Origin of the sequence: Flavobacterium sp. Root935, assembly GCF_001429295.1 — a bacterium.
In the GTDB taxonomy this organism is placed as follows: Bacteria; Bacteroidota; Bacteroidia; order Flavobacteriales; family Flavobacteriaceae; genus Flavobacterium.
Map to the genome: position 1 here is coordinate 859028 of NZ_LMJL01000007.1, position 24171 is coordinate 883198.

At 32.4% G+C, this 24171-nt stretch carries 23 protein-coding genes; 9 read left to right on the top strand and 14 right to left on the bottom strand.

Annotated features, from left to right (window positions below):
- Positions 1–61: 61 nt before the first annotated feature.
- The 4 genes from ASE40_RS05225 (at position 62) to ASE40_RS05240 (ending at position 4689) form a co-directional block, all read left to right on the top strand.
- The gene (locus ASE40_RS05225) at positions 62–2530 is read left to right on the top strand and encodes a bifunctional UDP-N-acetylmuramoyl-tripeptide:D-alanyl-D-alanine ligase/alanine racemase (RefSeq protein ID WP_057115856.1); all 2469 of its coding nucleotides are present in this window, start codon (positions 62–64) and stop codon (positions 2528–2530) included.
- A gap of 68 nt (positions 2531–2598) precedes the next feature.
- On the top strand, positions 2599–2982 hold the full coding sequence (gene mscL / locus ASE40_RS05230) for a large conductance mechanosensitive channel protein MscL (protein ID WP_057115857.1): 384 nt from the start codon (positions 2599–2601) through the stop codon (positions 2980–2982).
- Positions 2983–3157: 175 nt separating this feature from the next.
- Complete coding sequence (locus ASE40_RS05235; RefSeq protein ID WP_057115858.1) at positions 3158–4147, top strand: aspartate-semialdehyde dehydrogenase; 990 nt, start codon at positions 3158–3160, stop codon at positions 4145–4147.
- Positions 4148–4290: 143 nt separating this feature from the next.
- Positions 4291–4689, top strand: coding sequence for an SMI1/KNR4 family protein (locus tag ASE40_RS05240; RefSeq protein ID WP_057115859.1), 399 nt, complete (start codon positions 4291–4293; stop codon positions 4687–4689).
- A gap of 99 nt (positions 4690–4788) precedes the next feature.
- Here ASE40_RS05240 and ASE40_RS05245 read toward each other — a convergent pair whose 3' ends face one another.
- Complete coding sequence (locus ASE40_RS05245) at positions 4789–5337, bottom strand: hypothetical protein (protein ID WP_057115860.1); 549 nt, start codon at positions 5335–5337, stop codon at positions 4789–4791.
- A gap of 1 nt (position 5338) precedes the next feature.
- Complete coding sequence (locus ASE40_RS05250) at positions 5339–5893, bottom strand: hypothetical protein (RefSeq protein WP_128414934.1); 555 nt, start codon at positions 5891–5893, stop codon at positions 5339–5341.
- 426 nt (positions 5894–6319) lie between these two features.
- Between ASE40_RS05250 and ASE40_RS05255 the strand changes: the two genes are divergently transcribed.
- Together ASE40_RS05255 and ASE40_RS05260 are read left to right on the top strand one after the other, a co-directional pair.
- Complete coding sequence (locus ASE40_RS05255; protein WP_128414935.1) at positions 6320–6721, top strand: YcxB family protein; 402 nt, start codon at positions 6320–6322, stop codon at positions 6719–6721.
- Between the two features lie 54 nt (positions 6722–6775).
- Complete coding sequence (locus tag ASE40_RS05260) at positions 6776–7384, top strand: DUF1877 family protein (protein WP_057115866.1); 609 nt, start codon at positions 6776–6778, stop codon at positions 7382–7384.
- A gap of 39 nt (positions 7385–7423) precedes the next feature.
- Here ASE40_RS05260 and ASE40_RS05265 read toward each other — a convergent pair whose 3' ends face one another.
- The 4 genes from ASE40_RS05265 to ASE40_RS05280 all read right to left on the bottom strand — a co-directional run bounded on the left by ASE40_RS05265 (position 7424) and on the right by ASE40_RS05280 (position 9984).
- Complete coding sequence (locus ASE40_RS05265; RefSeq protein WP_026982672.1) at positions 7424–7741, bottom strand: 2Fe-2S iron-sulfur cluster-binding protein; 318 nt, start codon at positions 7739–7741, stop codon at positions 7424–7426.
- Between the two features lie 59 nt (positions 7742–7800).
- Positions 7801–8283, bottom strand: coding sequence for a hypothetical protein (locus ASE40_RS05270; protein WP_057115869.1), 483 nt, complete (start codon positions 8281–8283; stop codon positions 7801–7803).
- Between the two features lie 213 nt (positions 8284–8496).
- On the bottom strand, positions 8497–8736 hold the full coding sequence (locus ASE40_RS05275; RefSeq protein WP_057116000.1) for a NifU family protein: 240 nt from the start codon (positions 8734–8736) through the stop codon (positions 8497–8499).
- A gap of 117 nt (positions 8737–8853) precedes the next feature.
- On the bottom strand, positions 8854–9984 hold the full coding sequence (locus tag ASE40_RS05280; RefSeq protein WP_057115871.1) for an Mrp/NBP35 family ATP-binding protein: 1131 nt from the start codon (positions 9982–9984) through the stop codon (positions 8854–8856).
- A 425-nt stretch (positions 9985–10409) separates the two neighbouring features.
- Here ASE40_RS05280 and ASE40_RS05285 point away from each other — a divergent pair, with 425 nt between their 5' ends.
- Positions 10410–12005 carry a murein L,D-transpeptidase gene (locus ASE40_RS05285; RefSeq protein ID WP_057116001.1) on the top strand — a complete coding sequence of 532 codons (1596 nt, stop codon included), beginning with the start codon at positions 10410–10412 and terminating at the stop codon, positions 12003–12005.
- Between the two features lie 67 nt (positions 12006–12072).
- Here the strand turns inward: ASE40_RS05285 and ASE40_RS05290 are convergent, their stop codons facing one another.
- The 3 genes from ASE40_RS05290 to ASE40_RS05300 form a co-directional block, all read right to left on the bottom strand.
- Complete coding sequence (locus ASE40_RS05290) at positions 12073–14499, bottom strand: ABC transporter permease (RefSeq protein WP_057115874.1); 2427 nt, start codon at positions 14497–14499, stop codon at positions 12073–12075.
- Between the two features lie 129 nt (positions 14500–14628).
- The gene (locus tag ASE40_RS05295) at positions 14629–15336 is read right to left on the bottom strand and encodes an ABC transporter ATP-binding protein (RefSeq protein WP_057115876.1); all 708 of its coding nucleotides are present in this window, start codon (positions 15334–15336) and stop codon (positions 14629–14631) included.
- A gap of 152 nt (positions 15337–15488) precedes the next feature.
- Entirely contained in the window at positions 15489–16730 is a 1242-nt protein-coding gene (locus ASE40_RS05300) for an efflux RND transporter periplasmic adaptor subunit (protein ID WP_082586748.1), read from the bottom strand.
- A 160-nt stretch (positions 16731–16890) separates the two neighbouring features.
- Between ASE40_RS05300 and ASE40_RS05305 the strand changes: the two genes are divergently transcribed.
- Entirely contained in the window at positions 16891–18255 is a 1365-nt protein-coding gene (locus ASE40_RS05305; protein WP_057115880.1) for a sigma-54-dependent transcriptional regulator, read from the top strand.
- A gap of 135 nt (positions 18256–18390) precedes the next feature.
- Positions 18391–19716 (top strand): sensor histidine kinase, encoded by a 1326-nt coding sequence (locus tag ASE40_RS05310; RefSeq protein WP_057115883.1) that lies wholly within the window; start codon positions 18391–18393, stop codon positions 19714–19716.
- 113 nt (positions 19717–19829) lie between these two features.
- Here the strand turns inward: ASE40_RS05310 and ASE40_RS05315 are convergent, their stop codons facing one another.
- The 5 genes from ASE40_RS05315 to ASE40_RS05335 form a co-directional block, all read right to left on the bottom strand.
- Positions 19830–20156: an MGMT family protein gene (locus tag ASE40_RS05315; protein WP_057115886.1), complete on the bottom strand. Its 327-nt coding sequence runs from the start codon at positions 20154–20156 to the stop codon at positions 19830–19832.
- 171 nt (positions 20157–20327) lie between these two features.
- Complete coding sequence (locus tag ASE40_RS05320) at positions 20328–20966, bottom strand: LysE family transporter (RefSeq protein WP_057115888.1); 639 nt, start codon at positions 20964–20966, stop codon at positions 20328–20330.
- A gap of 42 nt (positions 20967–21008) precedes the next feature.
- Positions 21009–21686 (bottom strand): tRNA (guanosine(46)-N7)-methyltransferase TrmB, encoded by a 678-nt coding sequence (gene trmB, locus ASE40_RS05325; RefSeq protein ID WP_057115891.1) that lies wholly within the window; start codon positions 21684–21686, stop codon positions 21009–21011.
- 200 nt (positions 21687–21886) lie between these two features.
- On the bottom strand, positions 21887–23269 hold the full coding sequence (locus ASE40_RS05330; RefSeq protein WP_057115893.1) for an ammonium transporter: 1383 nt from the start codon (positions 23267–23269) through the stop codon (positions 21887–21889).
- A 262-nt stretch (positions 23270–23531) separates the two neighbouring features.
- Positions 23532–24020: a nuclear transport factor 2 family protein gene (locus tag ASE40_RS05335; RefSeq protein ID WP_057115894.1), complete on the bottom strand. Its 489-nt coding sequence runs from the start codon at positions 24018–24020 to the stop codon at positions 23532–23534.
- Between the last annotated feature and the right edge of the window lie 151 nt (positions 24021–24171).

A 24171-nucleotide genomic window follows, 5' to 3' on the forward strand; every position in this document is an offset into this window, starting at 1 on the left:
AAGAAAATCACAACTCTTTTCTATCTTTAATATCTTAATTTTGAAAAAAAGATTTTCCTAAATGAGCCTAAATTTAAAAAGCCTAGTTTCAGTTCTTAATGCCAAATGGATTGGCTCTGATGAATCTATTTCTATAGATCATATTTCGATTGACAGCCGTTCACTCCAAAACGGACCTCAGACATTATTTTTTGCCTTGGCCGGCATAAACAATGATGCTCATTTATTTATTCCCGATTTAATAGAAAAAGGAGTGCAGAACTTTGTTGTGCAATATATTCCCAATAATTATTCTGGAAAAGCTAATTTTTTGGTTGTTGAAAATACGCTGGAAGCATTACAGAAATTTGCAGCATATTATAGAAATCTTTTTCATTTTCCAGTTATTGGATTAACGGGAAGTAACGGAAAAACGATAGTAAAAGAATGGCTTAACTTTTTACTAAGCCCAGAATACAATATTATCAGAAGTCCAAAAAGTTACAATTCGCAGGTTGGTGTGCCGCTTTCGGTAATTGCCATTAACGAAAAACACAATCTCGGAATTTTTGAAGCTGGAATTTCTACGGTTAACGAAATGGTTAATCTCGAAAAAATCATTAAACCTACAATTGGCGTGCTCACAAATATTGGAAGCGCACACGATGAAGGCTTTTTAAATTTAGTGCAAAAGATTGATGAAAAATTGCTTTTATTTAAAGACTGCCCAGTTATTATTTATCAAAAAAATGAAGTTGTAGATTCTTGTTTGACACAATTTGCAGCCGAATATATGCTTCATCCTCGAAAACTTTTTTCATGGAGTTTTACCGATAAAACTGCTGATGTTTTTATTCTGAAAAAAGAAAGTAAAAACGATCACACCCAGATTCAATATCAATATCAAAATGAAATTTTTGATTTAGAAATTCCGTTCAGTGATTCGGCTTCTGTAGAAAACAGTATTTCTTGTTTATTGGTTTTATTGCATTTTAACTATGATCAGGCAGCGATTCAAAATCGAATCCAGATGCTTTATCCCGTTCGAATGCGCCTTGAAGTTAAGAATGGAATTAACAATTGCAGTATAATAGATGATAGTTACAGCTCCGATTTTCAATCGCTTAAAATCGCTTTAGATTTCTTGGAAAGCCAAAAAAAGAATGCTGCTAAAACAGTTATTTTGTCGGATATTTTTCAAAGCGGATTTTCAAATGAAGAGTTATACTCAAAAGTTGCAGACTTAATCGCTTCTAATAAAATAAACCGTATAATTGGAATTGGAGAAACGATTAGTGCTTTCGCCTCAAAATTTTCAAATATTACTATTTTTCCAACTAAAAATGATTTTATCCAGGCCATTGAAAGTTTAAATTTTGCCAATGAAACCATTTTAATAAAAGGAGCAAGGTCGTTTCATTTTGAAGAAATTGTTTCAATGCTTGAAGAGAAAACACACGAAACAGTTCTTGAAATTAATCTCGATGCAATCAGCCATAACTTTAATTACTACAAATCGAAACTGGCACCAAATGTGAAAATGATGGTAATGGTTAAGGCTTTTGGTTATGGAAACGGAGGTTTGGAAATCGCTAAATTATTAGAACATCATAAAGTAGATTATTTAGGTGTGGCTTTCGCCGATGAAGGGATTTTGTTGAAAAACGGCGGCATCAAACTACCTATTATGGTTTTAAATCCAGAATCGACAAGTTTTCCCTCTATTATACAATATCAGTTAGAACCTGAAATTTACAGCATAAAAGGGTTGAATGCCTTTTTGAAAATTGCCCGCGAAAAGAATCTAAAAGATTTTCCGATTCATATTAAAATTGATACTGGAATGCATCGTTTAGGTTTTGAAGACAATACGATCGACGAATTGATCGCTACTTTAAAAGGAAATTCAACAGTTCGTGTTCAAAGTGTTCTATCGCATTTGGCAACAAGCGATGAACCAAAACATTATGCATTTGTAAACCAACAAATCAACTTATTTGATAGACTGTCGTCAAAATTAATAAGCGAATTAAATATCAATCCGATTCGTCATATTTTAAACACTTCTGGAATTAGTAATTTCCCGAATGCGCAATACAATATGGTACGTTTAGGAATTGGTTTGTATGGAGTTTCCAACGATCCATTAGAACAAAAATATTTGGAAAATGTTGGAACCTTAAAATCGATTATTTCGCAGGTTCGAACTATTCCCGCTGGAGACAGCGTGGGTTACGGACGCCGTTTTATGGCCGAAAAAGAAACTAAAATTGCTACAATTCCAATTGGTTATGCGGACGGAATTGCCAGATTGTGGGGAAATGAAGTTGGTTTTGTTGTCATAAAAAATCAAAAAGCACCAATTGTTGGAAGTATCTGTATGGATATGCTGATGGTAAACGTAACCGAAATAGATTGTAAAGAAGGCGATTCTGTAATTATTTTCGGCGAAAGCCCAACCGTTATTGAAATGGCAGCAGCTTTAAAAACAATTCCGTACGAGATTATGACGAGTATTTCACAGCGCGTAAAACGGGTATTTTTCCGATAATCTTAAAAACTTTCAATAAAATTCCGTATTTTCGATATTCACTTATTATAAACACAAACACGTTAGATATGGGATTTTTTTCAGAATTTAAGGCATTTGCAATGAAAGGCAACGTAGTTGATCTTGCTGTTGCAGTAATTATTGGAGCGGCTTTTGGTAAAATTGTAAGTTCATTTATCGAAGATGTAATTACTCCTTTGGTATTAAAACCTGCTTTAGATGCAGCTCATTTGTCAAAAATAGAAGATTTAACAGCTTTTGGTGGCGTTAAGTACGGTTTGTTTCTTTCGGCAGTAATTAACTTTATTATTGTGGCTTTTGTTTTATTTCTGATAATTAAAGGATTAAACAGTCTTAAAAAGAAAGAAGAACCAGCTCCAAATCAACCTGCAGCACCAACTCAGGAAGAATTACTTACTCAAATTAGAGATTTGTTGAAAAACAAACAATAAGATATAATACCGCTACACTAAGTCTAACTTAACCGCCTTCTAAAGAGGCGGTTTTTTTACAAAATGTTTATTTTGTAACATTTTGTTATTTTTTGTGAATCACCTTGTTTAGACTTTTATTATACTTATTTTTGTCCTATAAAATTTGATTATTGAATTATTTAAAAATATAAAAATGAGAATTGCAGTTGTAGGTGCTACCGGAATGGTTGGCGAAGTAATGCTTAAAGTTTTAGCGGAAAGAAATTTTCCGGTTACAGAATTAATTCCTGTTGCTTCTGAAAGATCAGTAGGAAAAGAAATTGAATATAAAGGAACCAAATATAAAGTAGTAGGCTTACAAACAGCTGTTGATATGAAAGCGGATATCGCTGTTTTTTCTGCAGGTGGAGATACTTCATTAGAATGGGCTCCTAAATTTGCTGCAGCAGGAACAACTGTTATCGACAACTCATCTGCTTGGAGAATGGATCCTACTAAAAAATTGGTAGTTCCAGAAATCAATGCTTCTGTATTGACAAAAGAAGATAAAATTATTGCAAACCCAAACTGCTCTACTATTCAAATGGTATTGGCTTTGGCTCCACTGCACAAAAAATACAACATTAAAAGAATCATTGTTTCTACTTACCAATCGATCACTGGAACTGGTGTAAAAGCGGTAAAACAACTAGAAAATGAGTACGCAGGAATTCAAGGTGATATGGCTTACAAATATCCAATTCACAGAAACGCGATTCCACACTGTGATAGTTTTGAAGAAAACGGATACACTAAAGAAGAAATGAAATTAGTTCGCGAAACTCAAAAAATTCTAGGTGATAATACGATTAGAGTTACAGCTACTGCAGTTCGTGTGCCAGTTGTAGGCGGACATAGCGAAGCGGTAAACGTTGAGTTTACAAATGACTTTGATGTAAATGAAGTTCGCGAAATCCTACACCATACAGATGGAGTAGTGGTTCAGGATAATTTAGATACCTTTACTTACCCAATGCCATTATATGCAGAAGGTAAAAATGATGTTTTTGTTGGAAGAATCCGTCGTGACGAAAGCCAGCCAAATACATTAAACATGTGGATCGTTGCTGACAACTTAAGAAAAGGCGCTGCAACAAACACGATTCAAATCGCTGAATATTTAATTCAAGCAGGTTTGGTATAATCTGAGAGATTAAAGAAAATTGTTATAAAGAGAAAGCCGTAATTGCAAGATTGTAATTACGGCTTTTTTGAATTCTATAGGATTGTTTTTTTGTTATCTAGTGTTTAAAAATTACTTTTGTAAATAGAGTTAAATTAAGTTTTATGGCATTTCCAGTCGATCTAAAATATATAATTGAAACGGAAGAAGAATTAGGCGTAAGCTTTCCTACTTTATTCAAAGAAAAAATGACAGCAGAAAATGGAGGTGAAGCTATAACCGAAAACGATAATTGGAATCTTTACCCGTTTTTTGATAAGAGCGATAAGAAGAGAATAAGCAGAACTTGCAATCATATTGTTTTAGAAACCAAACAAGCTAGAGAATGGGATAATTTTCCGTTAAATGCAATTGCTATTGCAGGAAACGGCTGTGGTGATTACTTAATTCTTATTTCTTTAGATAACAATAAAAAATTAAGTGAACATATTTATCTGTGGCATCATGAAACTGGAGATTATGAACAAGTTGCAGAAGATATAAAAGGATTAATTGAATCGTAGTCAGCTATTTAAATTTGTTTAATAAAAAATATTATAAAGAAAAAGCCGTAATTACATTCTTGTAATTACGGCTTTTCTGATTTTAATTAAAGTTGAAAATTATTTCTTTCTCATTAATTCTTCACCACAAGCTTTACCAATTTTTTGAACCAAATCACCATTTTTTGAATCTTGTAAATCTGCAGGGCCTATATTTTGTTCTTTCAATTTAGAAATGGCACAATCTGCAATAAAAGAAGCTTTTTCGCTGCTTAGACCAGTACGAACAAAACCATCTTTTAAAATTGTTTTGTATTTTTCTTCAGTATTTGAATCCCAGCTATTTTTTACTTCAGATTTGGATAGCGTTTTGCGTTTTACGAATGATTCTTGTGCACATTCTTTTCCCATATTCATAACAATTAGAGAAGTTTCTGGTGTTTGCGCGTCATTCGGTTTTAAATTTTTACTCTTCATTTTCTCAAGAACACAATCAGAAACGTAAATTATCTGATCTTCAGAGAATATACCTTTTCCTGCGCTCTGTAAACTGTCTTTGAATGCCTTTTTGAATTCGGTTTCTTTTTCTGGTGTCCATTCATTTTTATTGCAAGAGAATAATGTCAAAGCAATCAGGGCAATACCAATGTAATTTAGAAATTTGTTCATTTTAGTTGTTCATTTTAGTTGTTTTTTGTAATTGTTCCGAGCAGTACGTTCCGGTTTTTAGAATGACATCCTTATAATTAGGATCATTTAGATCTGCCAGACTTACATTTTGCATCATTAAATAATAAGCGGTACAATCAGCAATGACTGATGCTTGTTCGCTTTTTAAACCGTTTTCAAGAAAAATATTTTTTAAAGTAGCCTTATATAATTTGTTGATTTCTGGATTCCAAACTTTGGCTACATCAGCGTTAGTCAATGTATTTATAAACGAGTTTTTAGCACACTCAGCTTCCATCTTTTTTATCATTTCTACATTTTCAGGTTTCCTAGTATCATCTTGGTTTAAATTTTTGCTCTTAATTTGCTCAAAAATGCAATCAGCGATATAATTGATCTGCTTATCTGAAAGGATACTTTTTTCTTTGGTTTGTATATTCTGTTTTATATCCTTTTTGAAGATGGCTTCTTTCTCTGGTGTCCATTCGTTTTTGTTGCATGAAAATAAAGTAACTGTCAATAATGTAATGCCGATAAAGCTTAAAATTCCTTTCATTTTGGTCATTGTTGTTAATTATAAATGATTTAAAAAGAGCTTAAGAAGATTTTTGTTGCTCTAATTTTTCGCAAAAGTAATTTTTAAGAAAGGACTGTTTGGTCTTTAAAAGACATAATAGTGTTATAAAAAGACAAATATATTTCGAAATAAAACCTTATAATATTATAATTATGTCTTTATGGATCACTGCAAAGGTGTTAATAGTATTTGTTTTGCAGAAAGTATAAGTTTTGAAACTAAAACTATCAAATTACGGATATAGCATTATTATAAAAATATGGAAATAAATTTTACCCTAACAGAAAACGACTTTTTACAACAACAACTCTATCTAGCATCAAAAAGTAAACTAATTAAAAAACAAAAAAAATTAGCTAGAGTATTTGTGACACTAATACTGTTGCTAATAGATTTTTGTTTTATTTGAATAAATGGTTAGTTGAGGCTTGTTACTTTACGAGTGCTGGAATTGTTTGTTTTTTTATTTTTCCAATATATTTAAAACATTATTATCAAAGACTTTTTAAAAAATATGTAAATGAAAATCTTAAAGAGAGAGTTGGTATTGTATCAAGTATAATATTTAAAGAAGATTTATTTGAAACTACTAGTGAGAATATTGGAAAAGCAGAATTGAATTTTTCTTCATTTGAGAATATAATTGAAATTGCAGATTATTTTTTTATTACTTTTAAAGCATCTGGAAACTTGATGATTCCTAAAGATAAAATTGAGAATGTTGAAAATCTAAGAAATAAATTAAAAACAATTGCTGAAAAACAACAAATTGATTTCCTCTCAGAACTAGATTGGAAGTGGAAATAAAACCTTGATTTTTATCAAACAGAAAACTTAAATTCATTTTTTTAACTCATAATGATGGGATTAGATTTACATCTTTTTTCAATTCCAGGAAAAGCTGATTTTGTTATTGAGAAAGCAAAATCAAACTTGTCGTATGCTATAGATTTTGATAAAATTTTAGATGTTAAAACTTTAAGGCTTCATTTAAAAATGATCCAGAAAAATTCAGATGTAAATACTGAAAATAGATTAGAAGAATTAATAGAGGACTCGATTAAGGTCGTGTATTTTTATCCAAATCAAAATATTGAAAATTATAACTTTTATAGTCGGACACGAGGCTACGATACCATTAATTATCTCTTAAAACATTATTTAAAGGATAAAAACAAAATTAAGGTCTCAGAGATTTTCTATTCAGGAATTATGATTGAAAATGATTCGCAATTTGTAAGATTTGAGTATATAAATCAGGAAAAAGTGAACGAAATTTATAATCTTCTAAAATGTGTTGAATTTGATGAGCTTATTAAATATTATAATCTAGAAGAAATGCAGAATATAGTTTATAAACTAATACATCCTGATAAATTTGTTTATTTGAAAGAAGAATTCAACGAACTTAAAAGATTTTACGAAGAAGCAGAAAAGCTTAATGCTTTTGTTGTTGTAAAAATTTCATAAAAAAAGCGAGAACTTTTAAATTCTCGCTTTTTTTTATTTTTAATATTCCGGAGCCAGTTCTAATTCCAGTCCTTCTAATTCTGTAGTAATTGGAATCTGACAGCCTAAACGACTATTAGATTTAACATAAAATGCTTCCGAAAGCATGGCTTCTTCTTCATCTCCCATTTCTGGTAATGCAACATCATTTAGAACATAACATTGGCAGGATGCACACATGGCCATTCCGCCACAGGTTCCTTCAACAGGAAGTTCGTATGCTTTGCATAACTCCATTATATTCATTGCCATATCAGTTGGAGCCTGTAATTCGTGTATAACTCCCTCTCGATCCTTAATCTTTATTAATACATCCATTTTTAATTATTGGAATTTTATTGTAGAATTTGAAAACGTGTTCAAATTCCTTATTAATTTTAACTTTTTTCTTTTAAGCTAAAAGCATATTCTTTTCGATTACTGTCTTTAAGGCGCATTTTTACACCAATAATATTGCCTCCTTTTTCTAATATCGTGACAACTGAAATAACAGAATAATAATCCTTATCTGATTGAAATATTAATGTTCCCTCGTAAGTAGAATTTAATATTCCTTGTTTGTCTGTCTGAGCACTAAGTTTTCTTGGGTGCGCGAATTCGGCAGAGCTGTAAGTTGCTTTATTTGAGAATTTAGCTTTTCCTTCGCAAAGGTCATATAAAAAATCATAATTGCCAATTCTCAAGGTACCTTCTTCATTTGTTCCTTTGGTAGAAAAAATAATCTGTCCCGAATATTGAAAGTCAGACCATTCTTCAGATTCATTTACCCATGCTTTGTCGGCAAAAAGCGTTTGACTCTGTTGAGCATAATTTACAGCGCTTGTAAACAATAATATAAAAAGAGCGTAGTATTTTCTCATAAGTTTAGATTTTAGGGTTATGTTTACAAATTTAAATTAAAATGTAACAAATCTCTAACTAAAACTCTTAAAACTTTGAGTTGTTTTTTGTGAATGTCGCAAAAACCATTGCTTTTTGAAGGTATTTTTAGTATTTTTTTAAACAAATCATAATAAGGCTTATTATTCTTGTTAATTATAAAACTTTACTTTCAAAAAAAAATGAATTTTTTGTTACATAATATTTACCACCGTTTCTATTTGTGGTGCATATTTTTTTATCGTTGTTTCAACACCTGCTTTCAACGTCATTTGATTTACGCTGCAGCTAATACAAGCTCCTTCCAGGCGAACTTTTACATGTTTATCGTCTTCAATAGAAATTAATGAAATGTCTCCTCCATCTGATTTCAAGAATGGCCTAATCTCATCTAAAGCCAATAAAACATTATTTGTTAATTCTTCTGTTGTCATAATATTTAATGTGTCAATTAAATAATGTGCCAATGAGATAATGTGTTAATTAGATAATTTTAAAATTATCCTAAATTACTTTAAATCATTATCTCATTGCCTCATTGTCTAAATTATCTAATTCTTTTTTACTGCTGAGCAGCCAGCCATAGTTGTAATCTTGATAGCTTCTGTTGCTGGTAAACTTTCGTTTCTGTTTACTGTTTGCTGTACAACGTTACGTGTAATTTCTTCAAATACTTTTTCTATAGGAGAAGCTGTTTGCAATGCTGCTGGGCGACCGTAATCTCCCGCTTCACGAATAGATTGTACAATAGGAACTTCTCCTAAAAATGGTACATCTAAGTCTGCAGCAAGGTTTTTAGCACCTTCTTGTCCAAAGATGTAATATTTATTGTCAGGTAATTCTTCTGGTGTAAAGTACGCCATATTTTCAATAATTCCCAAAACAGGAACATTAATATTATCCTGCATAAACATTGCAACTCCTTTTTTAGCATCTGCTAAAGCTACAGCTTGTGGAGTACTTACTACAACAGCTCCAGTAATTGGTAAAGACTGCATGATAGATAAGTGAATGTCTCCAGTTCCTGGAGGTAAATCAAGAAGCATAAAATCTAATTCTCCCCAGTCTGCATCAAAAATCATTTGATTTAATGCTTTTGCTGCCATTGGACCTCTCCAAATTACAGCCTGACTTGGAGCCGTAAAAAATCCGATTGAAAGCATTTTGATTTCATAACTTTCAATAGGTTTCATTTTTGATTTTCCGTCAACAGTAATAGAAACTGGTTTTTCGTTTTCAACGTCGAACATAATCGGCATCGAAGGACCGTAAATGTCGGCATCGAGAACACCAACCTTAAATCCCATTTTTGCAAGTGTAACAGCAAGATTTGCAGTTACAGTAGATTTTCCTACTCCTCCTTTACCAGAAGCAACTGCAATGATATTTTTGATTCCAGGAATAGCACGGCCTTTGATTTCAGGCTTCTCTGGAGATTCTACTTTAATATTTACTTTTACTTTAGCATCAGGCGATATTAACTCGTGAATTGTCTTTTTAATATCATCTTCAGCTCTTTTTTTAATGTGCATCGCAGGCGTGTGCAGCACTAAGTCTACCACAGCTTCATCACCAAAAGTTATAACATTGGTTACAGCGCCGCTTTCAACCATATTTTTTCCTTCTCCAGCAATAGTAATTGTTTCTAAAGCCTTAAGAATTTCTTTTCTATCTAATTTCATTGTAATGGGCTATTTTTCTATTGTTTGAAGTCGGTTTAAATATTATGTTTATTTAAACTGATTTCAGGGTGCAAAGATAACAGATTAAGTTCGGAATTAAGCGATTTTGAATTGTAATTATTGATAGAGAGATTATTCAAAATTATTCTGTAGTCCTTTAAAGCGTTTTTTATATTGAAGAAATTAGAGTAAAAGATTTAATATCAAAATTATTGCAGCTTTCAAATTAAGCTGAAATTGTAGTTTTTGTATAAATTTTCTGCTTTTTTAAATTAGAATCTCATAAATCTTCGCTATATTTGATTGCCCAAATCGATAATTTCCAGTTAATAAAAAAGTATGTGAAAACTAGTTTTTTAAGTAATGTCTATTGGGTTTTCGATATTTTTTACAAAAGTTATTTCTATCATTTAAACTTTAAAAATATGCGAAATTTTACTTTTTCAACAATCGTTCTTGCGATTTGCTTTTTTGCATTTTCATTTAAGTTATTTTCAAGCCAAAAAAGCAAAGAAGCTTCAGCAAATTATAAATATGCTTCAGTCATAACTATAGATGCGGCATCTATAAATGCTTTTTTTAAAAAATATCCCAAACTGAAAAAATATCAAAAAGATGTAGAGGATATCTACAAAAACAAACAATACAAATCTATTTGGTATGATGATAAAAGCATAACCGAATTTGGTGCATTACTGTATCAAAAGGTAAATGTACTGAAAGACCAGGGAATAAATAATGAAATGCCTTATAAAGAAGTAATCGATCAAGCATTTAATGAGAGTGATAATATCACCCCTCCGCAAATAGATACAGAATTGCTCCTTACAAATATGTATATTTTTTATGCCAGTAATGTTTACTCTGGTGTAGATCCTGCGACTTTAAAGAAAATTGGCTGGTACTTACCGGCTAAAACTATTTCGTATTCCAGAATTCTAGATTCGCTGATTGTCGATACAAATCGATTAAATGAAGACGATTATTTATTGTTTAGCCAATATTATAAGCTGAAAGATGCCTTAAAAAAATACAGAAAAATAGAAACTGATAATCTTTGGCAGAAGATAACAATTGATAGTGTAAACTTTAAAGAATTGAGACCAGATGATAAGGGTATTGCTATTCAGCAAATTAGAAATCGCTTATTTGTTGTGGGAGATTTAAAGCAGGATTCTAAAAGTGATGTTTATGATGAAGAGCTGATGGCCGGCATACTGAACTATAAAAAGCGCTACAATTTAAAATTAAACTACGTTATAACGAGAGATCATATCAACCAAATGAATGAACCGATCAGCAAAAGAATTAAAACTATAATGCTGAATATGGAAAGATGCAGATGGATTCCGACTAAATTGGCCAGAGCGAATGAATATGTAATGGTTAATATTCCGTCATTTAGAATGTTTTATGTAAAAGATGGAAAATACGAACTCGTCTCTGATATTTTCGTTGGTAATAGATTGAGCGAAACTGTAATTTTTAGCGGTACTATGGACCGAATCGTATTTAGTCCCTACTGGTATGTTCCAAACAGCATTATTCAAAACGAATTAAAACTCCAGATGGCGAATGATAAAAATTATTTGGCAGATCATAATATGGAATGGAATGGAGGGAAAGTGAGACAAAAACCTGGACCTAAAAACTCTTTAGGACTGGTAAAATTTATGTTTCCGAATCCGAATGATATTTACATGCATGATACACCTGCAAAAAGTTTGTTCGAGTTTGAAAATCGTACGTTTAGTCACGGCTGTATTAATGTAAAAGAAGCAAGAGCATTAGCATTGGCAATTTTAAAAGATGATCCAGACTGGCCGGTAGATAAAATTGATAAAGCAATGAGCGGCGAAAAAGAAACAACCTGCATGCTTAAAAATAAAATTCCAGTTTATATTGGATATTTTACAGCTTGGGTTCAGGATGATGGCGAAATAAATTTTTTCCCAGATGTGTACAGCAGAGATGAAAATTTAGATAAACTGCTTTACTCTGATTCGGTAAGTATGAAGTAAATTGAAATAAAAACCCGGCAGATTTCTTGGGAATCTGCCGGGTTCTAAAAAAAATGGGTCTACAAGCTTATTCGTATTTTAAATATTTTAAAACATCTATTTTAGTTACTTGGAAAGCTTTTGTTAGAACAATTAATAAAGTTAAAAACAAAAGAGAAATCAGTGCAATGCCAAAAGGAACAGTTGAAATTCCGATTCTAAAAGCAAAATCTTCAAGCCATTTTTGCAATAAAATGTAGGCAGGAACAATTCCGATTCCAAATCCTATTAGACAAAAAACAATATATTGTTTTGACAATTCTTTTAAAAGAGCATCTGTTTCTGCTCCTAAAGTTTTTCTAATAGCGATTTCTTTCAATCTTCTCTCCATCGAAAATGATGCCAAAGCAAACAATCCGAAGATCGCAATGATGATTACTACTAAATTTAAGATAAAAAAGAGGTTTTTTTGTTTTACTTGTTCCTCATAAGTCTTTGCAAATCCTTTATTAACGAATTCATAATCAAACGGATAGTCAGGGTTAATATTAGCTTCCCAATATGTTTTTAATTTTGATAATGTTTCACTCAAATTATTTGGAGAAACTTTTACATAAACATTTTGAAAATTATTCCATTTTAGAGTTTTCATGTTGATAAAAACCATTGGCGGCACCTTATTTTGTAAACCTGTAATATGGAAATCTTTTACAACACCTACAATCTTAAATTTTAAAGTTCCTTTTTCGGTGCCCCATCCCGAAGTGATAACGGTATTTATAGGGTTTTTAAGCATTAATTCTTTCGCTAAGGTTTCATTTATCAGCCAGTTGTCTATAGTATCTGAAGCAAATTTTGGCGATAAATTACGGCCTTCTACAATTTTAATTTTCATCATTTCCAAAAAGCCAAAATCCATTTCGACATTTCTTGGCTGTACAAAAATGCCATTATGAGTAAAACCAGAACTAGAATTCGTACTGTTTCCAAAAGTTCCTGCAAAAGTAGAGACTTCTTTAACGCCAGGCATTTTAAGAATTTCTTGTTTTGTGGTTTCGTATTTTTGACCTTTTTTGCTGTAATCCTGATAATTAAACGGAATACGAATTACTTGATTACCGCTAAAACCAAGATCTTTATTCATCATGTAATCAACCTGAGAATTTACAATTAAAGCACCGATAATGAAAAATGCTGCAATTCCGAATTGAAAAATAAGCATCGAATTTCGAATCCAGATGCCGCTTTTACTTCTAGAAAAATTACCTTTTAAAACTTTTAGGGTTTCGAAATTTGAGATATAAATGGCAGGGAAAATACCCGCAAGAATGATTACTAATCCAAATATTAAAATGAGCTGCAGGTAAAATTCACTGCCATTCATAGTCAAAGTTTTTCTTAAAAAAGTATTGTAATACGGTAGAGAAAGTTCTACGATTGCCAGCGCAAACAAAATCGCCAGTGTTACAATTATTGCTGTTTCGAATATAAACTGTGCAACAATCTGGTTTTTTGAAGCTCCCACAATTTTGCGGACACCAACTTCTTTAGCACGTTTTATAGCAGATGCAGTCGCTAGATTAATGTAATTTACCAATGATAAAACTAAAATTAAAAGAGATAAACCTGCCATAATATACAAAAGCTGCAAATTTCCTTTCCCTTCTGGAGATGCTGAACCTGAAGATTTTGTGCCATGCAAGTAGCGTGTTTTCAGCTGGTCAAGTATAACTTTGACTTCGCCATTCTCTTTTATGTACTGCTCAACAGTTTGGCCGCTTGCTTTAGCATCTTTTAAAGTTCTGTTTACAAAATTTACGTTTTGCATTTTCTTTAAAACCGTTGCAACGTCAACACCTTTTTTGGTTTTAATCATCAAACCATAACTAAAATTCCCCCATTGATTAAGATCGTTTTCACGCAAAATCCCTCCAAAAACATAATTAGGTTCAACAGATGAAGGTTTTACAATGCGATAAACAGATTTTACAGTATAAGACTTATCGTCATAAGTAATAGATTTTCCTATCGGATCTTCATCTCCAAAAAGCAGTTTCGCCTGTTCTTCCGAAATAGCTGCACTGTTTTTTTCTTTCAGAATGTCTTTTTTGGCCCCTTTGATTATTGGGAAAGGATAAAAATCAAAAAAGTTATTATCGGTCACGGTTATCTTTTTATCAATTACTTTCTTATTCTGATATTTGATTACAGCTTCGCTGTACCAATCGTTTAAGAAACAAATTTGCTCAATCTCAGGAATTGTAGTTTTGCAAGTTTGTCCAAAAGGAATTGAACTTGTGGTCCAAGTGTCTCCAGTTGCGCCTATTTTATTAAGTACCTGATAGACATTTTCTTTTTCAGGATTCCATTGATCGTATGCGTGTTCATTGTTCCAATATAAAATGGCGAAAATGACACCAGAAATTCCGATACTTAATCCTAAAACATTTAAGAACGAAAACAATTTGCTTTGTCTTAAATGATAAACAAATATTTTAAACCAGTTGAAAATCATTTTGATGTATATTTTTATAGTTGATATGGCAGTTTATAAAACCGTTTGGTTCTAAAGAAGAGTAAATATTTTGCAGGCCAGCTCTACCAGAGCTACGAGTGCAGTAACAATAATTTTGATCATCATTTTTTATTTAGCGTCCATAAAAACATCAACATTACGTTGGTTTAATTTCTCAGAAAATATAACTCCGTCTTTCATGTGAATGGTTCTTTGCGAAAAAGAAGCATCATAATCAGAGTGGGTAACCATCAAAATTGTAGCACCTTTAGCATGTAAATCGGTTAAAAGTTCCATCACTTCATTACCATTTTTACTATCTAAATTTCCAGTTGGCTCATCGGCCAAAATAATTTTCGGATCATTCACCAAAGCTCTTGCAACGGCAACTCTTTGTTGCTGTCCGCCCGAAAGTTGCTGCGGGAAATGTTTCAAACGATGAGAAATATTTAGTTTCTCGGCAATAGCTTCAATTTTTTGTTTTCTTTCAGAAGCTTTTACGTTGTTGTAAAGCAACGGTAATTCGATATTATCATAAACAGAAAGTTCATCGATTAAGTTGAAGTTTTGAAAAATAAAACCGATATTTTCTTTTCTCACCTTAGCTCTTCCTTTTTCCTTTAGACCAATCATTTCCTGATCTAATAATTTATAGCTTCCGTCGCTCGCGCTGTCCAAAAGTCCGATGATATTCAATAGAGTTGATTTTCCGCAGCCAGAAGGGCCCATAATTGTTAGAAAATCTCCTTTTTTTATTTCTAAGTTGATACCGCTTAAAGCAGCAGTTTCGATTTCTTCTGTTCTAAAAACTTTGGTTAAATTCTGAATTGTGATCATAATTTTTTAGGTTTTGAAATGTTATTAAATACGTTTTTTGATTGATGATTGAAACGATGATTTTTTTGTTTTTTTGTTGTTTCAAGTTTCAAGTTTCAGGTTTCAGGTTGGTTGGCGGCGTGAAACCTGAAGCCTGAAACTTGAAACAAAAATTACTTGTCAAGCGAAAGTTCCTCGATATCTTTATAGTCAGAATAAGAAGAAGTAATTACAGATTCGCCTTCTTTTATACCTTCTAAAACTTCATAGTAAGCAGGATTTTCGCGTCCTAGTTTTATATTTCTTCTTTCGGCTTTATTTCCTTTTACTACAAAAATCCATTTTCCTGCTGTTTCCTGATTAAAACTTCCTTTTGGAATTACAAGAGTTTTGTTCTTTTCAGATAAAATTAGTTTCACGCCAAAGCTAAGTCCGTCTTGCAGTGCAATATCTTCTTTTGAAGTAAAAACCAATTCAACTGTAAAGTGGCCGCTTTTTACTTCTGGGATAACTTTGGTAACCAAAACCTCAAGATTTTTTCCTTTGTATTCAACCTGGCCTTTTAAACCTTCTCTAATTTTTTCTAGGTAAAACTCATCAACATCAGCAGAAAGTTTGTAACCGCGTTTTGAATCGATTTTTCCAATGCTTTCCCCAGCTTGAAAAGTTTTTCCTAAAACAGGTTCAAAAGAAGTTAATCTTCCAGATTCTGGCGCTGTGATTAAAAAATTCTTTTTGTTGTTTCTAAGAATTTCCAAACTTTTCTCCATAGTTTGAATCGAACGATTAATTTGAGAAATCTGAATTTGATTGGTTTGTTTCTCTTTTTGAATACTCTGCTGAATCGTTCTTTTGCGTTCTTCCTGAAAACGAAGACTTTCCTTAAAAGTATTCCAATCGTTTTTCGAGATTACATCTTTGGCAAACAATTTAGCGTTTACATCATATAATCTTTTGGCATCGTTGTAATCATGTTCGATTAAAACAAAATCTTTGGTTAAATTTAGTTCTTGATTTCGGATATTTAATTTCCCTGTATTTAAGTTGTTGATTTGTTCGATAATAGCCGTTTCCTGAGTCAAATAATTCAATTCTGTATTCGGATTGTATAAACGAGCCAGCGATTGCCCTTTGGTCACCATTGCACCATTTTCTACAAAAATTTCTTTTACAGAACCGCCTTCAGTAACGTTTACAAGCATTACATTTAAAGGTTCAACTTTTGCCTGAAAAACAACAAAGTCTTCAAAAAAAGCTTTTTCAGCTTTTTGAATTACCAATTCTTCAGTTTTTACATTTAAAGTTCTTTTGGTGTTAAAAGCAAAAATGATGATTACCGCCAAAGCTAAAAAAACAGCAATTGCTATTGCGAGATATCTAAATTTTTTACTTTTACGAGGAATTATCTTGTCCATTTTTTTCAATATTTTACTGATAATCAATAGGTAAATACTGTGCCATAAAATTTATTATTTGTAAAGTCTTGATTTTAAAGAAGCTTTTAAAACCGCTTTGAAAAACTAGTGTTCGATAATGAACAGTTGACCGTTCGGAAGCGGACAGAAAAAATACCACATGAGAAAGAAACAAGCCCAAATATTAGTTGTATACGATCAGGAAGAAATTCTTTTTTCGGCAAAAATGATTCTTAAAAAGCATTTTGAGACGATTTTTACAACAAATAGTCCCAAAAAAATCATTTCAATTTTAAGTGAAAATGAAATAAATGTGGTTTTGCTTGACATGAATTACCGAATTGGTTTTGAAGATGGGAGGGAAGGAATTCATTGGCTGAAAGAAATTAAAACACTTTCGCCGCAAACTATTGTGATTTTAATGACAGCTTTTGGTAAAATTGAAACGGCTGTAGAAGGAATAAAAATTGGAGCTTTTGATTATGTTCTAAAACCTTGGAACAATGAAAAACTCTTAGAGACGATTGATAAAGCTGTAGTTGAAAGCAGAAAGAACAGCAAGAAAACATCTTTGGATAAAAATGAAAAAACCGAAAAGAAATATTTTGTCGGAACTTCAGTCAAAATAAAACAAGCCTATTCCATAGCTGAAAAAGTAGCTAAGACGGATGCTAATGTTTTGATTTTAGGCGAAAATGGAACTGGTAAATATGTTTTTGCCGAATTTATTCATCAGCATTCTGAAAGAAAAAACCAGCCTTTTGTACATGTCGATTTAGGTTCGTTAAGTGATAATTTATTCGAAAGCGAGCTTTTTGGTTATGCAAAAGGAGCTTTTACAGATGCAAAAATTGACACTCCCGGACGTTTTGAAAACGCTTCAAACGGAACGATTTTTTTAGATGAAATAGGAAATATTCCGCTTCATCTTCAGGCTAAATTGCTTCACGTTTTACAAACTAAAACCGTTACGCGTTTAGGCGAAAGCAAACCCAGACCTTTAAATGTACGTGTTATTGCCGCGACCAACAGCGATATTAAAGCCGAAGTAAAGAACAAAACTTTTCGCGAAGATTTATTGTATAGAATAAATACGATGGAAATAAATCTGCCATCTCTGCGCGAAAGAAAAGACGATATTGTGCCAATGGCAAATTTTATCCTGCAGCAGATTGCAGAAAAATACAATCAGAGTCCCGATGCTTCGGGATGGCGTTTTGATGACAATGCAGCTCCATATTTAGAGCGATATCCTTGGAAAGGAAACGTTCGTGAAATGGAAAATAAAATTGAACGAGCTTTAATTTTGTCTGAAAACAATACAATTTCTGTAATCGATTTGGATATTCTAGATTTTGAAGAAATTCAGGAAAACGATGAAAATCCGTTGTCTGAAATGGAGAAAAGCGCAATCGAAAAAGCATTATTTAAACATAACGGAAATATTTCTAAAACAGCCGAAGAATTAGGTTTGTCACGCGCCGCCCTGTATCGAAGAATCGAAAAATATGATTTAAAGAATTAGACTTAAATTAAGTTTTGCCGCAAATTTAGAAGATTAAAAATGATTATTATATGCTGCGCGATTAGATTTAATTTAGGTTGGTGATTAAGATCAATCTTTTTAATTCTTAAAATCTATGGCAATAAAAAATAAAACATGAAGAATTGGAAATTTTATAACGCTTTGTTTGTAAGGGTTTTGTTTGTCATGATTCTTTTTTTATGCAGTGTTTTGCTGCTTTACAAAGGATTTCGATTCAACGCCATTTTAGCTGGTTTTTTTGTATTGATTTTTCTGTTCGAAATGTACTTTTTTGTCAAGAGCCAATTATTGTTTTATGACAAAACGATAAACTCCATTTTGCACAATGACTTTTCTACGCATTTTCAAGAAGAACATAAAAAAGACAATTTCAAGAGTTTATATCTTTTGTATGATACTTTAAAAGTTCAAAAACAGGAGCAGATTTCAAAAGAATTGATTTATCGTTCGATATTGAACAGCATTGATACTGCAGCTTTAATTTTAGAAAAAGAAAATGATACTTGGTCGATTTTTATAATGAATGACTGCTTTTCGAACTTATTCAAAGTGCCGAAAGTGAGTCATTGGAAATACCTAAAAAATTATATTCCTGCGCTTTGCAGCGAAATCGAAAATGTTGGTTTTACAGAACTAAAAACTGCTATTTCGATCAAAATTGAAGATCAGGATCTGCAGACTTTTATGCTGCAGACTTCGCATACATCAACGTATGATAAGGAATATTTTATTATTCTATTAGACAGCATTCAGCGTGTGATTGAGAAAAAAGAAAAAGAAGCGTGGATTAATTTAATGAAAATCATTTCGCATGAATTAATGAATTCCTTAACGCCGATTCGGGCGCTTTCACAGAATTTACTTCACATTGTAGATCAGGAAAAGCTAGAAGAAGATGATTTTGAAGATATTAAAAGCAGTATTTCGACCATTATAAACCGCAGCGATCATTTACAGGTGTTTGTTGAAAATTATAGAAAACTAGCCATGCTTCCGACACCAAATAAACAAATCACGCCCATTAATGCCTTGTTTGAAGATTGTCTGCGAATTATGAGTCCGATTTTGAAAGCAGAAGGCATCGAATTGGTTAATGAAATCAATAGCTCCCGTTCTATTTTGATAGATAAAAACCAAATGGAACAAGTGATTATTAATTTGATTACCAATAGTATTCATGCTTTAAAAGAAAAAACAGAAAAGAAATTAATTCTTTCCAGCTATACCGAAAACAATCGTTTCTTTATTATAATTTCTGATAATGGAAGAGGAGTAGATCCTGAAATTAGAGATAAAGTTTTCTTGCCTTTCTTCACAACTAGAAAAGACGGCGCTGGTATTGGCTTGACGCTTTCTAAAAATATCATCGAAGCGCACGGTGGTTATTTAAGCTACCAAACCGATGAAGAGAAAACAGATTTTGTTATTTGCTTGATTTGATTTTTTTGAACCATATAAGTGATATAAGTTCATTTAAACATTGCGTATAAATTTTACGCAAAGTTATTGGTATTTAATCGCGCAAAGAAACGAACTTATATGGTTCAAAAAACTTAAAGTTCGACTTCTGGTTTCCAAAAGTGTTTTTCTAAATCTACAATTTGGTTATTGACAACTTTAATTCCTTCGTTCTCTAAAAGCTGCTGCATTAAATTCGTTCCGTCAAAGTGATGCTTTCCTGTTAAAAGTCCTTTTTGGTTTACAACTCTGTGAGCTGGAACATCGTCCATATTATGGCAGGCATTCATTGCCCAGCCAACCATCCTGGCAGAACGGGCGGCTCCCAAGGCTTTTGCAATTGCACCATAAGAGGTTACTTTTCCGTACGGAATCTGTCTTGCGATTGTATAAACTCTTTCGAAAAAATTTTCCTCAGCCATGATTTATTTTTTATCGCGTATTAGATTCAAGTTTCACGCAGATTTTGCAGATTTAAGCAGATTGAAATTGAATAAATTTAATTAATCTGCCGGATAAATATATCTGCTTGAAAAAATTATTCACCACAAAATAGAAAATTATTTTAATCCTTTCAATCTGTGGCTATAAAATTAACCGAAATAATAATTTAAAATATTAAAAAGTGTTACAATTGCAACCAAGCCTGTAATGCTTCCAATGATAGTATTCATATTTCGCATCAGGTAATCGGTTTTCTTTTCAATTCTGCCGAAGAAGGCAATATAGCTGTATAAAACGGCAAATGAACCTATTACCGAACCGAGCACAAAGGTAAAAATGATATTGTTTTCGAATACAAAAAGATGGTACGAAGCCAAAGTGACACTTACCACAACATAATAAGGAATTGGAAAAAAGTTTAAGCTCGAAAGCAGCATCCCGAGGAAGAATCGACTTTTTTTACTACTCTTCTTTATTTTTGATTTTTTCTTAGTTATCGGATCTTTTGCAATAAACAAAAAGTAAATTGTAAGGATAGAAAAAATTACAAAACCTACTTCGCGCAAAAGCGTTACCACATCTGGGCGGTTGTCAATTACACGAGCAAATAAAACAGCTACATAAACTTGGAAAAAAATCACCAAAACCGCACCAATAACAAACCAAAAAGCATTCTTTTTTCCTTCTTTCAAGTTTATTTTGGCTGCTGTCATGTTGATTAATCCTGGTGGAATAATCCCAATAGCGGCGGCAATAAAACCTGAAAGTAATGGAGTAAGATATACCATTCAGTTGTTTAAGTGGTTAAAAGATAGTTTTCAGAACTAAAATTAGTCTTTAATTTTGAAACGAATATACGTAATTGCCTTGTTAATTTCTAAATATTGTTTCTCATAAAATGTCTGGATTGAAGTTACAACTTCTGGGCTTCCTTCATTTTTGTAAACATTATGATTAGCATATAAAACTTCGTGGCCTTCACCATGAAGCAATCCAAGCGTATATCCGTGCATAAATTCGCTGTCGGTTTTAAGGTTTACGACACCGTCTTTTTTCAGGATCTTTTTGTATAATTTCAAGAACTCAGAATTTGTCATTCTGTGTTTGGTTCTTTTGTATTTGATCTGCGGATCTGGGAAAGTAATCCAGATTTCGTCTACTTCATTTTCAGCAAAAATATGATCGATCAATTCGATTTGAGTACGTACAAAAGCAACATTATGCAAACCGTTTTCAACAGCTGTTTTAGCACCACGCCAGAAACGCGCGCCTTTAATGTCAATTCCGATAAAATTTTTGTCTGGGTATTTTTCAGCTAATCCAACAGAATATTCTCCTTTACCGCATCCTAATTCTAAAACTAAAGGATTATCGTTTTTAAAGAAATCAGAATTCCATTTTCCTCTTAAAGGCATTAAATCGCCAACAACTTCTTCTCTGGTTGGTTGAAAAACGTTTTGAAATGTTTCGTTTTCTCTGAATCTCTTAAGTTTATTTTTACTTCCCACTTTTTACAAAAATTTTCCGCAAAATTAAGGAATATAAACGAATGGATAAGATGTAATTGCGGTTTAAATTTTATCAGCAACGAATTTCTATGAAGTATATTTTGTTTTGCCACGAATTTCACAAATTTTCACGAATCAATTTTAACTGAGTGCGAAAAGAAATTAGTGAAAATTAGTGAAATTCGTGGCAAAACAAAATATTAACCGTAATGAGGTTCTGTAATTGGTTTAGATTTTGGATCTAAAGTTTCGTCGTGTTGTGATAAATCCAGTCCGATGTGTTCTGACTCCTCAGAAACCCTTAACGGAATAATGAAATTGGTTACTTTAAACAAGAAATAAGCTCCGAAGAAAGTAAAGATAGAAACCAATACCAATGCCATCATGTGATGTCCAAAAACATTCCAGCCTCCGTGAAGTAAACTAGCGTTTTCTCCGTGAGCAAAAATAGCCGTTAAAATCATTCCCATAATTCCGCCAACACCGTGACAGGCAAAAACGTCAAGTGTATCGTCAAATCTTTTTGAATATTTACAATTTACAGCTGTGTTAGAAACCAAAGCCGTTACAAATCCGAAGAACATACTTTCTGGTACAGAGATATATCCCGCAGCAGGGGTAATCGCCACAAGACCAACAACCGCTCCGATACAGGCACCTAATGCAGAAACTTTTCTTCCGTTCATTCGGTCAAAGAAGATCCACGTTAACATTGCGGCTGCAGATGAGGTTGTAGTAGTTGCAAAAGCCATAGCGGCTGTTCCGTTGGCAGCAAGAGCAGAACCAGCGTTGAAACCGAACCATCCAAACCAAAGCATTCCAGTTCCTAATAATACAAAGGGAATATTGGTTGGAATATGCTGACTGTTTTTTCTTTTTCCTAAAACAATAACACCAGCCAAAGCTGCAAAACCAGAACTCATATGAACTACAGTTCCTCCAGCGAAATCTTTAACACCAAAATAACTTCCTAAAACCCCTGTCGGATACCAAACGGCGTGGCATAAAGGAGCGTATATAAAAATGGTAAATAAACTAATGAAAACTAAATAAGAAATAAAACGAACACGTTCTGCAAACGAACCCGTGATAATCGCAGGACAAATGATGGCAAATTTCATTTGAAACAAAGCAAAAAGCATAAACGGAATCGTATTTGCCAATTGTTTATGAGGCAGAACCCCAACATAATCCATAAAAGCAAAAGTTGTTGGATTCCCGAAAAAGCTGTAAAAATGATCTCCAGAACCAAAACCAACCGGTTCTCCAAAAGCAAGACTAAAAGCTACCACAACCCATAAAAGCGTTACCACTCCTAGGCAGATAAAACTTTGAAGCATAGTTGAAATTACATTCTTTTTACCAACCATTCCGCCGTAAAAGAAAGACAATCCAGGAGTCATGATTAGTACCAGACAGCTTGAAGTAAGCATCCAGGCAACATCGGCAGGAACAATATGATCTGTAGTTCCAAATTCTGATAGGACATAACTATTTTCTGTTACTGTTGGCCAAAATGCACCTATCGTACATACGACACTGATCATGATAAAGGAAATAATCCAGCGTTTTTCTATTTTCATTTTTAAAATACTTAGTTAACCCTATTTTTTTTGGGGTCAAAGTTAAAAAAAAATAAAGATTCTTGTTTTGAAGGCTGTTAAAATAGAGGTGCTGATCTTATTTTGGTTGATTTTTTAAAATAAGAGGTGTTTTTTTGACAGTATCCTATTTTAAAGTTACAAAAAAGTGTCGTTTTTGCCGAATTTATTAAAATTAATTTCTCAATACGTTTCGTAAAGTGCTATAAAAGTTATGTTTATAATAAGAAAAGCCTAAAATGTTTTATTTCTTTTGAAGCTTTGCTATTAAAGCATCTTCAATTGGAGATTTGATTTTGGTTACAGCATCAACTTCGTCATTCGGAATAGTCATGGATAAAACATAATGCTGGATTTTCCATTCTTTACCCACTTTTACCAAAACGCCAGAACCACGGCAGATTTTCATTTGAGTGTCCAGCAATTCGTCAAACCAAGCTAATTTTCCAGTTTTGTCAAAAAAGATGTGGCGTTCTAATGCTTTAAAGTTCCACGTTGTTCCTTTATCGAAATACGGTTTTGCCCAAGTTTTAAAATCCTTTTTCTGCCAATTTTCGGTTGCATCGGTTCCTATATAAATAGCATCGTCTGCCAAAGTATTGAAATAAGCATCAAATTTTACGTCGGCAGCGGCTTTGTGCCAATCATCTAAAGTTTGATTTATTTTGTCTTTCTCAGTTTGAGCATTTGCAAAAGAAGCAACGAATAAAAGAAGTAAAAATGTTTTTTTCATGAGATGTATTATTTGAGTTTAAAGGTATTAATTTTTTCGAACCATATAATTGATATAAGAAAGTGGAAGTTTTTATAATTCTGGTTTCACGCAGATTTTAAAAGATCCAAGGAAATAAACACAGATTAATTTCTAAAAAAATCTGATATGG

What these genes read in the sequence shown, in the direction of transcription:
- ASE40_RS05225 (WP_057115856.1), top strand. Translation starts at nt 62, where the DNA reads ATGAGCCTAAATTTAAAAAGCCTAGTTTCAGTTCTTAATGCCAAATGG.
- mscL (WP_057115857.1), top strand. Translation starts at nt 2,599, where the DNA reads ATGGGATTTTTTTCAGAATTTAAGGCATTTGCAATGAAAGGCAACGTA.
- ASE40_RS05235 (WP_057115858.1), top strand. Translation starts at nt 3,158, where the DNA reads ATGAGAATTGCAGTTGTAGGTGCTACCGGAATGGTTGGCGAAGTAATG.
- ASE40_RS05240 (WP_057115859.1), top strand. Translation starts at nt 4,291, where the DNA reads ATGGCATTTCCAGTCGATCTAAAATATATAATTGAAACGGAAGAAGAA.
- ASE40_RS05245 (WP_057115860.1), bottom strand. Translation starts at nt 5,337, where the DNA reads ATGAACAAATTTCTAAATTACATTGGTATTGCCCTGATTGCTTTGACA.
- ASE40_RS05250 (WP_128414934.1), bottom strand. Translation starts at nt 5,893, where the DNA reads ATGAAAGGAATTTTAAGCTTTATCGGCATTACATTATTGACAGTTACT.
- ASE40_RS05260 (WP_057115866.1), top strand. Translation starts at nt 6,776, where the DNA reads ATGGGATTAGATTTACATCTTTTTTCAATTCCAGGAAAAGCTGATTTT.
- ASE40_RS05265 (WP_026982672.1), bottom strand. Translation starts at nt 7,741, where the DNA reads ATGGATGTATTAATAAAGATTAAGGATCGAGAGGGAGTTATACACGAA.
- ASE40_RS05270 (WP_057115869.1), bottom strand. Translation starts at nt 8,283, where the DNA reads ATGAGAAAATACTACGCTCTTTTTATATTATTGTTTACAAGCGCTGTA.
- ASE40_RS05275 (WP_057116000.1), bottom strand. Translation starts at nt 8,736, where the DNA reads ATGACAACAGAAGAATTAACAAATAATGTTTTATTGGCTTTAGATGAG.
- ASE40_RS05280 (WP_057115871.1), bottom strand. Translation starts at nt 9,984, where the DNA reads ATGAAATTAGATAGAAAAGAAATTCTTAAGGCTTTAGAAACAATTACT.
- ASE40_RS05285 (WP_057116001.1), top strand. Translation starts at nt 10,410, where the DNA reads ATGCGAAATTTTACTTTTTCAACAATCGTTCTTGCGATTTGCTTTTTT.
- ASE40_RS05290 (WP_057115874.1), bottom strand. Translation starts at nt 14,499, where the DNA reads ATGATTTTCAACTGGTTTAAAATATTTGTTTATCATTTAAGACAAAGC.
- ASE40_RS05295 (WP_057115876.1), bottom strand. Translation starts at nt 15,336, where the DNA reads ATGATCACAATTCAGAATTTAACCAAAGTTTTTAGAACAGAAGAAATC.
- ASE40_RS05300 (WP_082586748.1), bottom strand. Translation starts at nt 16,730, where the DNA reads ATGGACAAGATAATTCCTCGTAAAAGTAAAAAATTTAGATATCTCGCA.
- ASE40_RS05305 (WP_057115880.1), top strand. Translation starts at nt 16,891, where the DNA reads ATGAGAAAGAAACAAGCCCAAATATTAGTTGTATACGATCAGGAAGAA.
- ASE40_RS05310 (WP_057115883.1), top strand. Translation starts at nt 18,391, where the DNA reads ATGAAGAATTGGAAATTTTATAACGCTTTGTTTGTAAGGGTTTTGTTT.
- ASE40_RS05315 (WP_057115886.1), bottom strand. Translation starts at nt 20,156, where the DNA reads ATGGCTGAGGAAAATTTTTTCGAAAGAGTTTATACAATCGCAAGACAG.
- ASE40_RS05320 (WP_057115888.1), bottom strand. Translation starts at nt 20,966, where the DNA reads ATGGTATATCTTACTCCATTACTTTCAGGTTTTATTGCCGCCGCTATT.
- ASE40_RS05330 (WP_057115893.1), bottom strand. Translation starts at nt 23,269, where the DNA reads ATGAAAATAGAAAAACGCTGGATTATTTCCTTTATCATGATCAGTGTC.
- ASE40_RS05335 (WP_057115894.1), bottom strand. Translation starts at nt 24,020, where the DNA reads ATGAAAAAAACATTTTTACTTCTTTTATTCGTTGCTTCTTTTGCAAAT.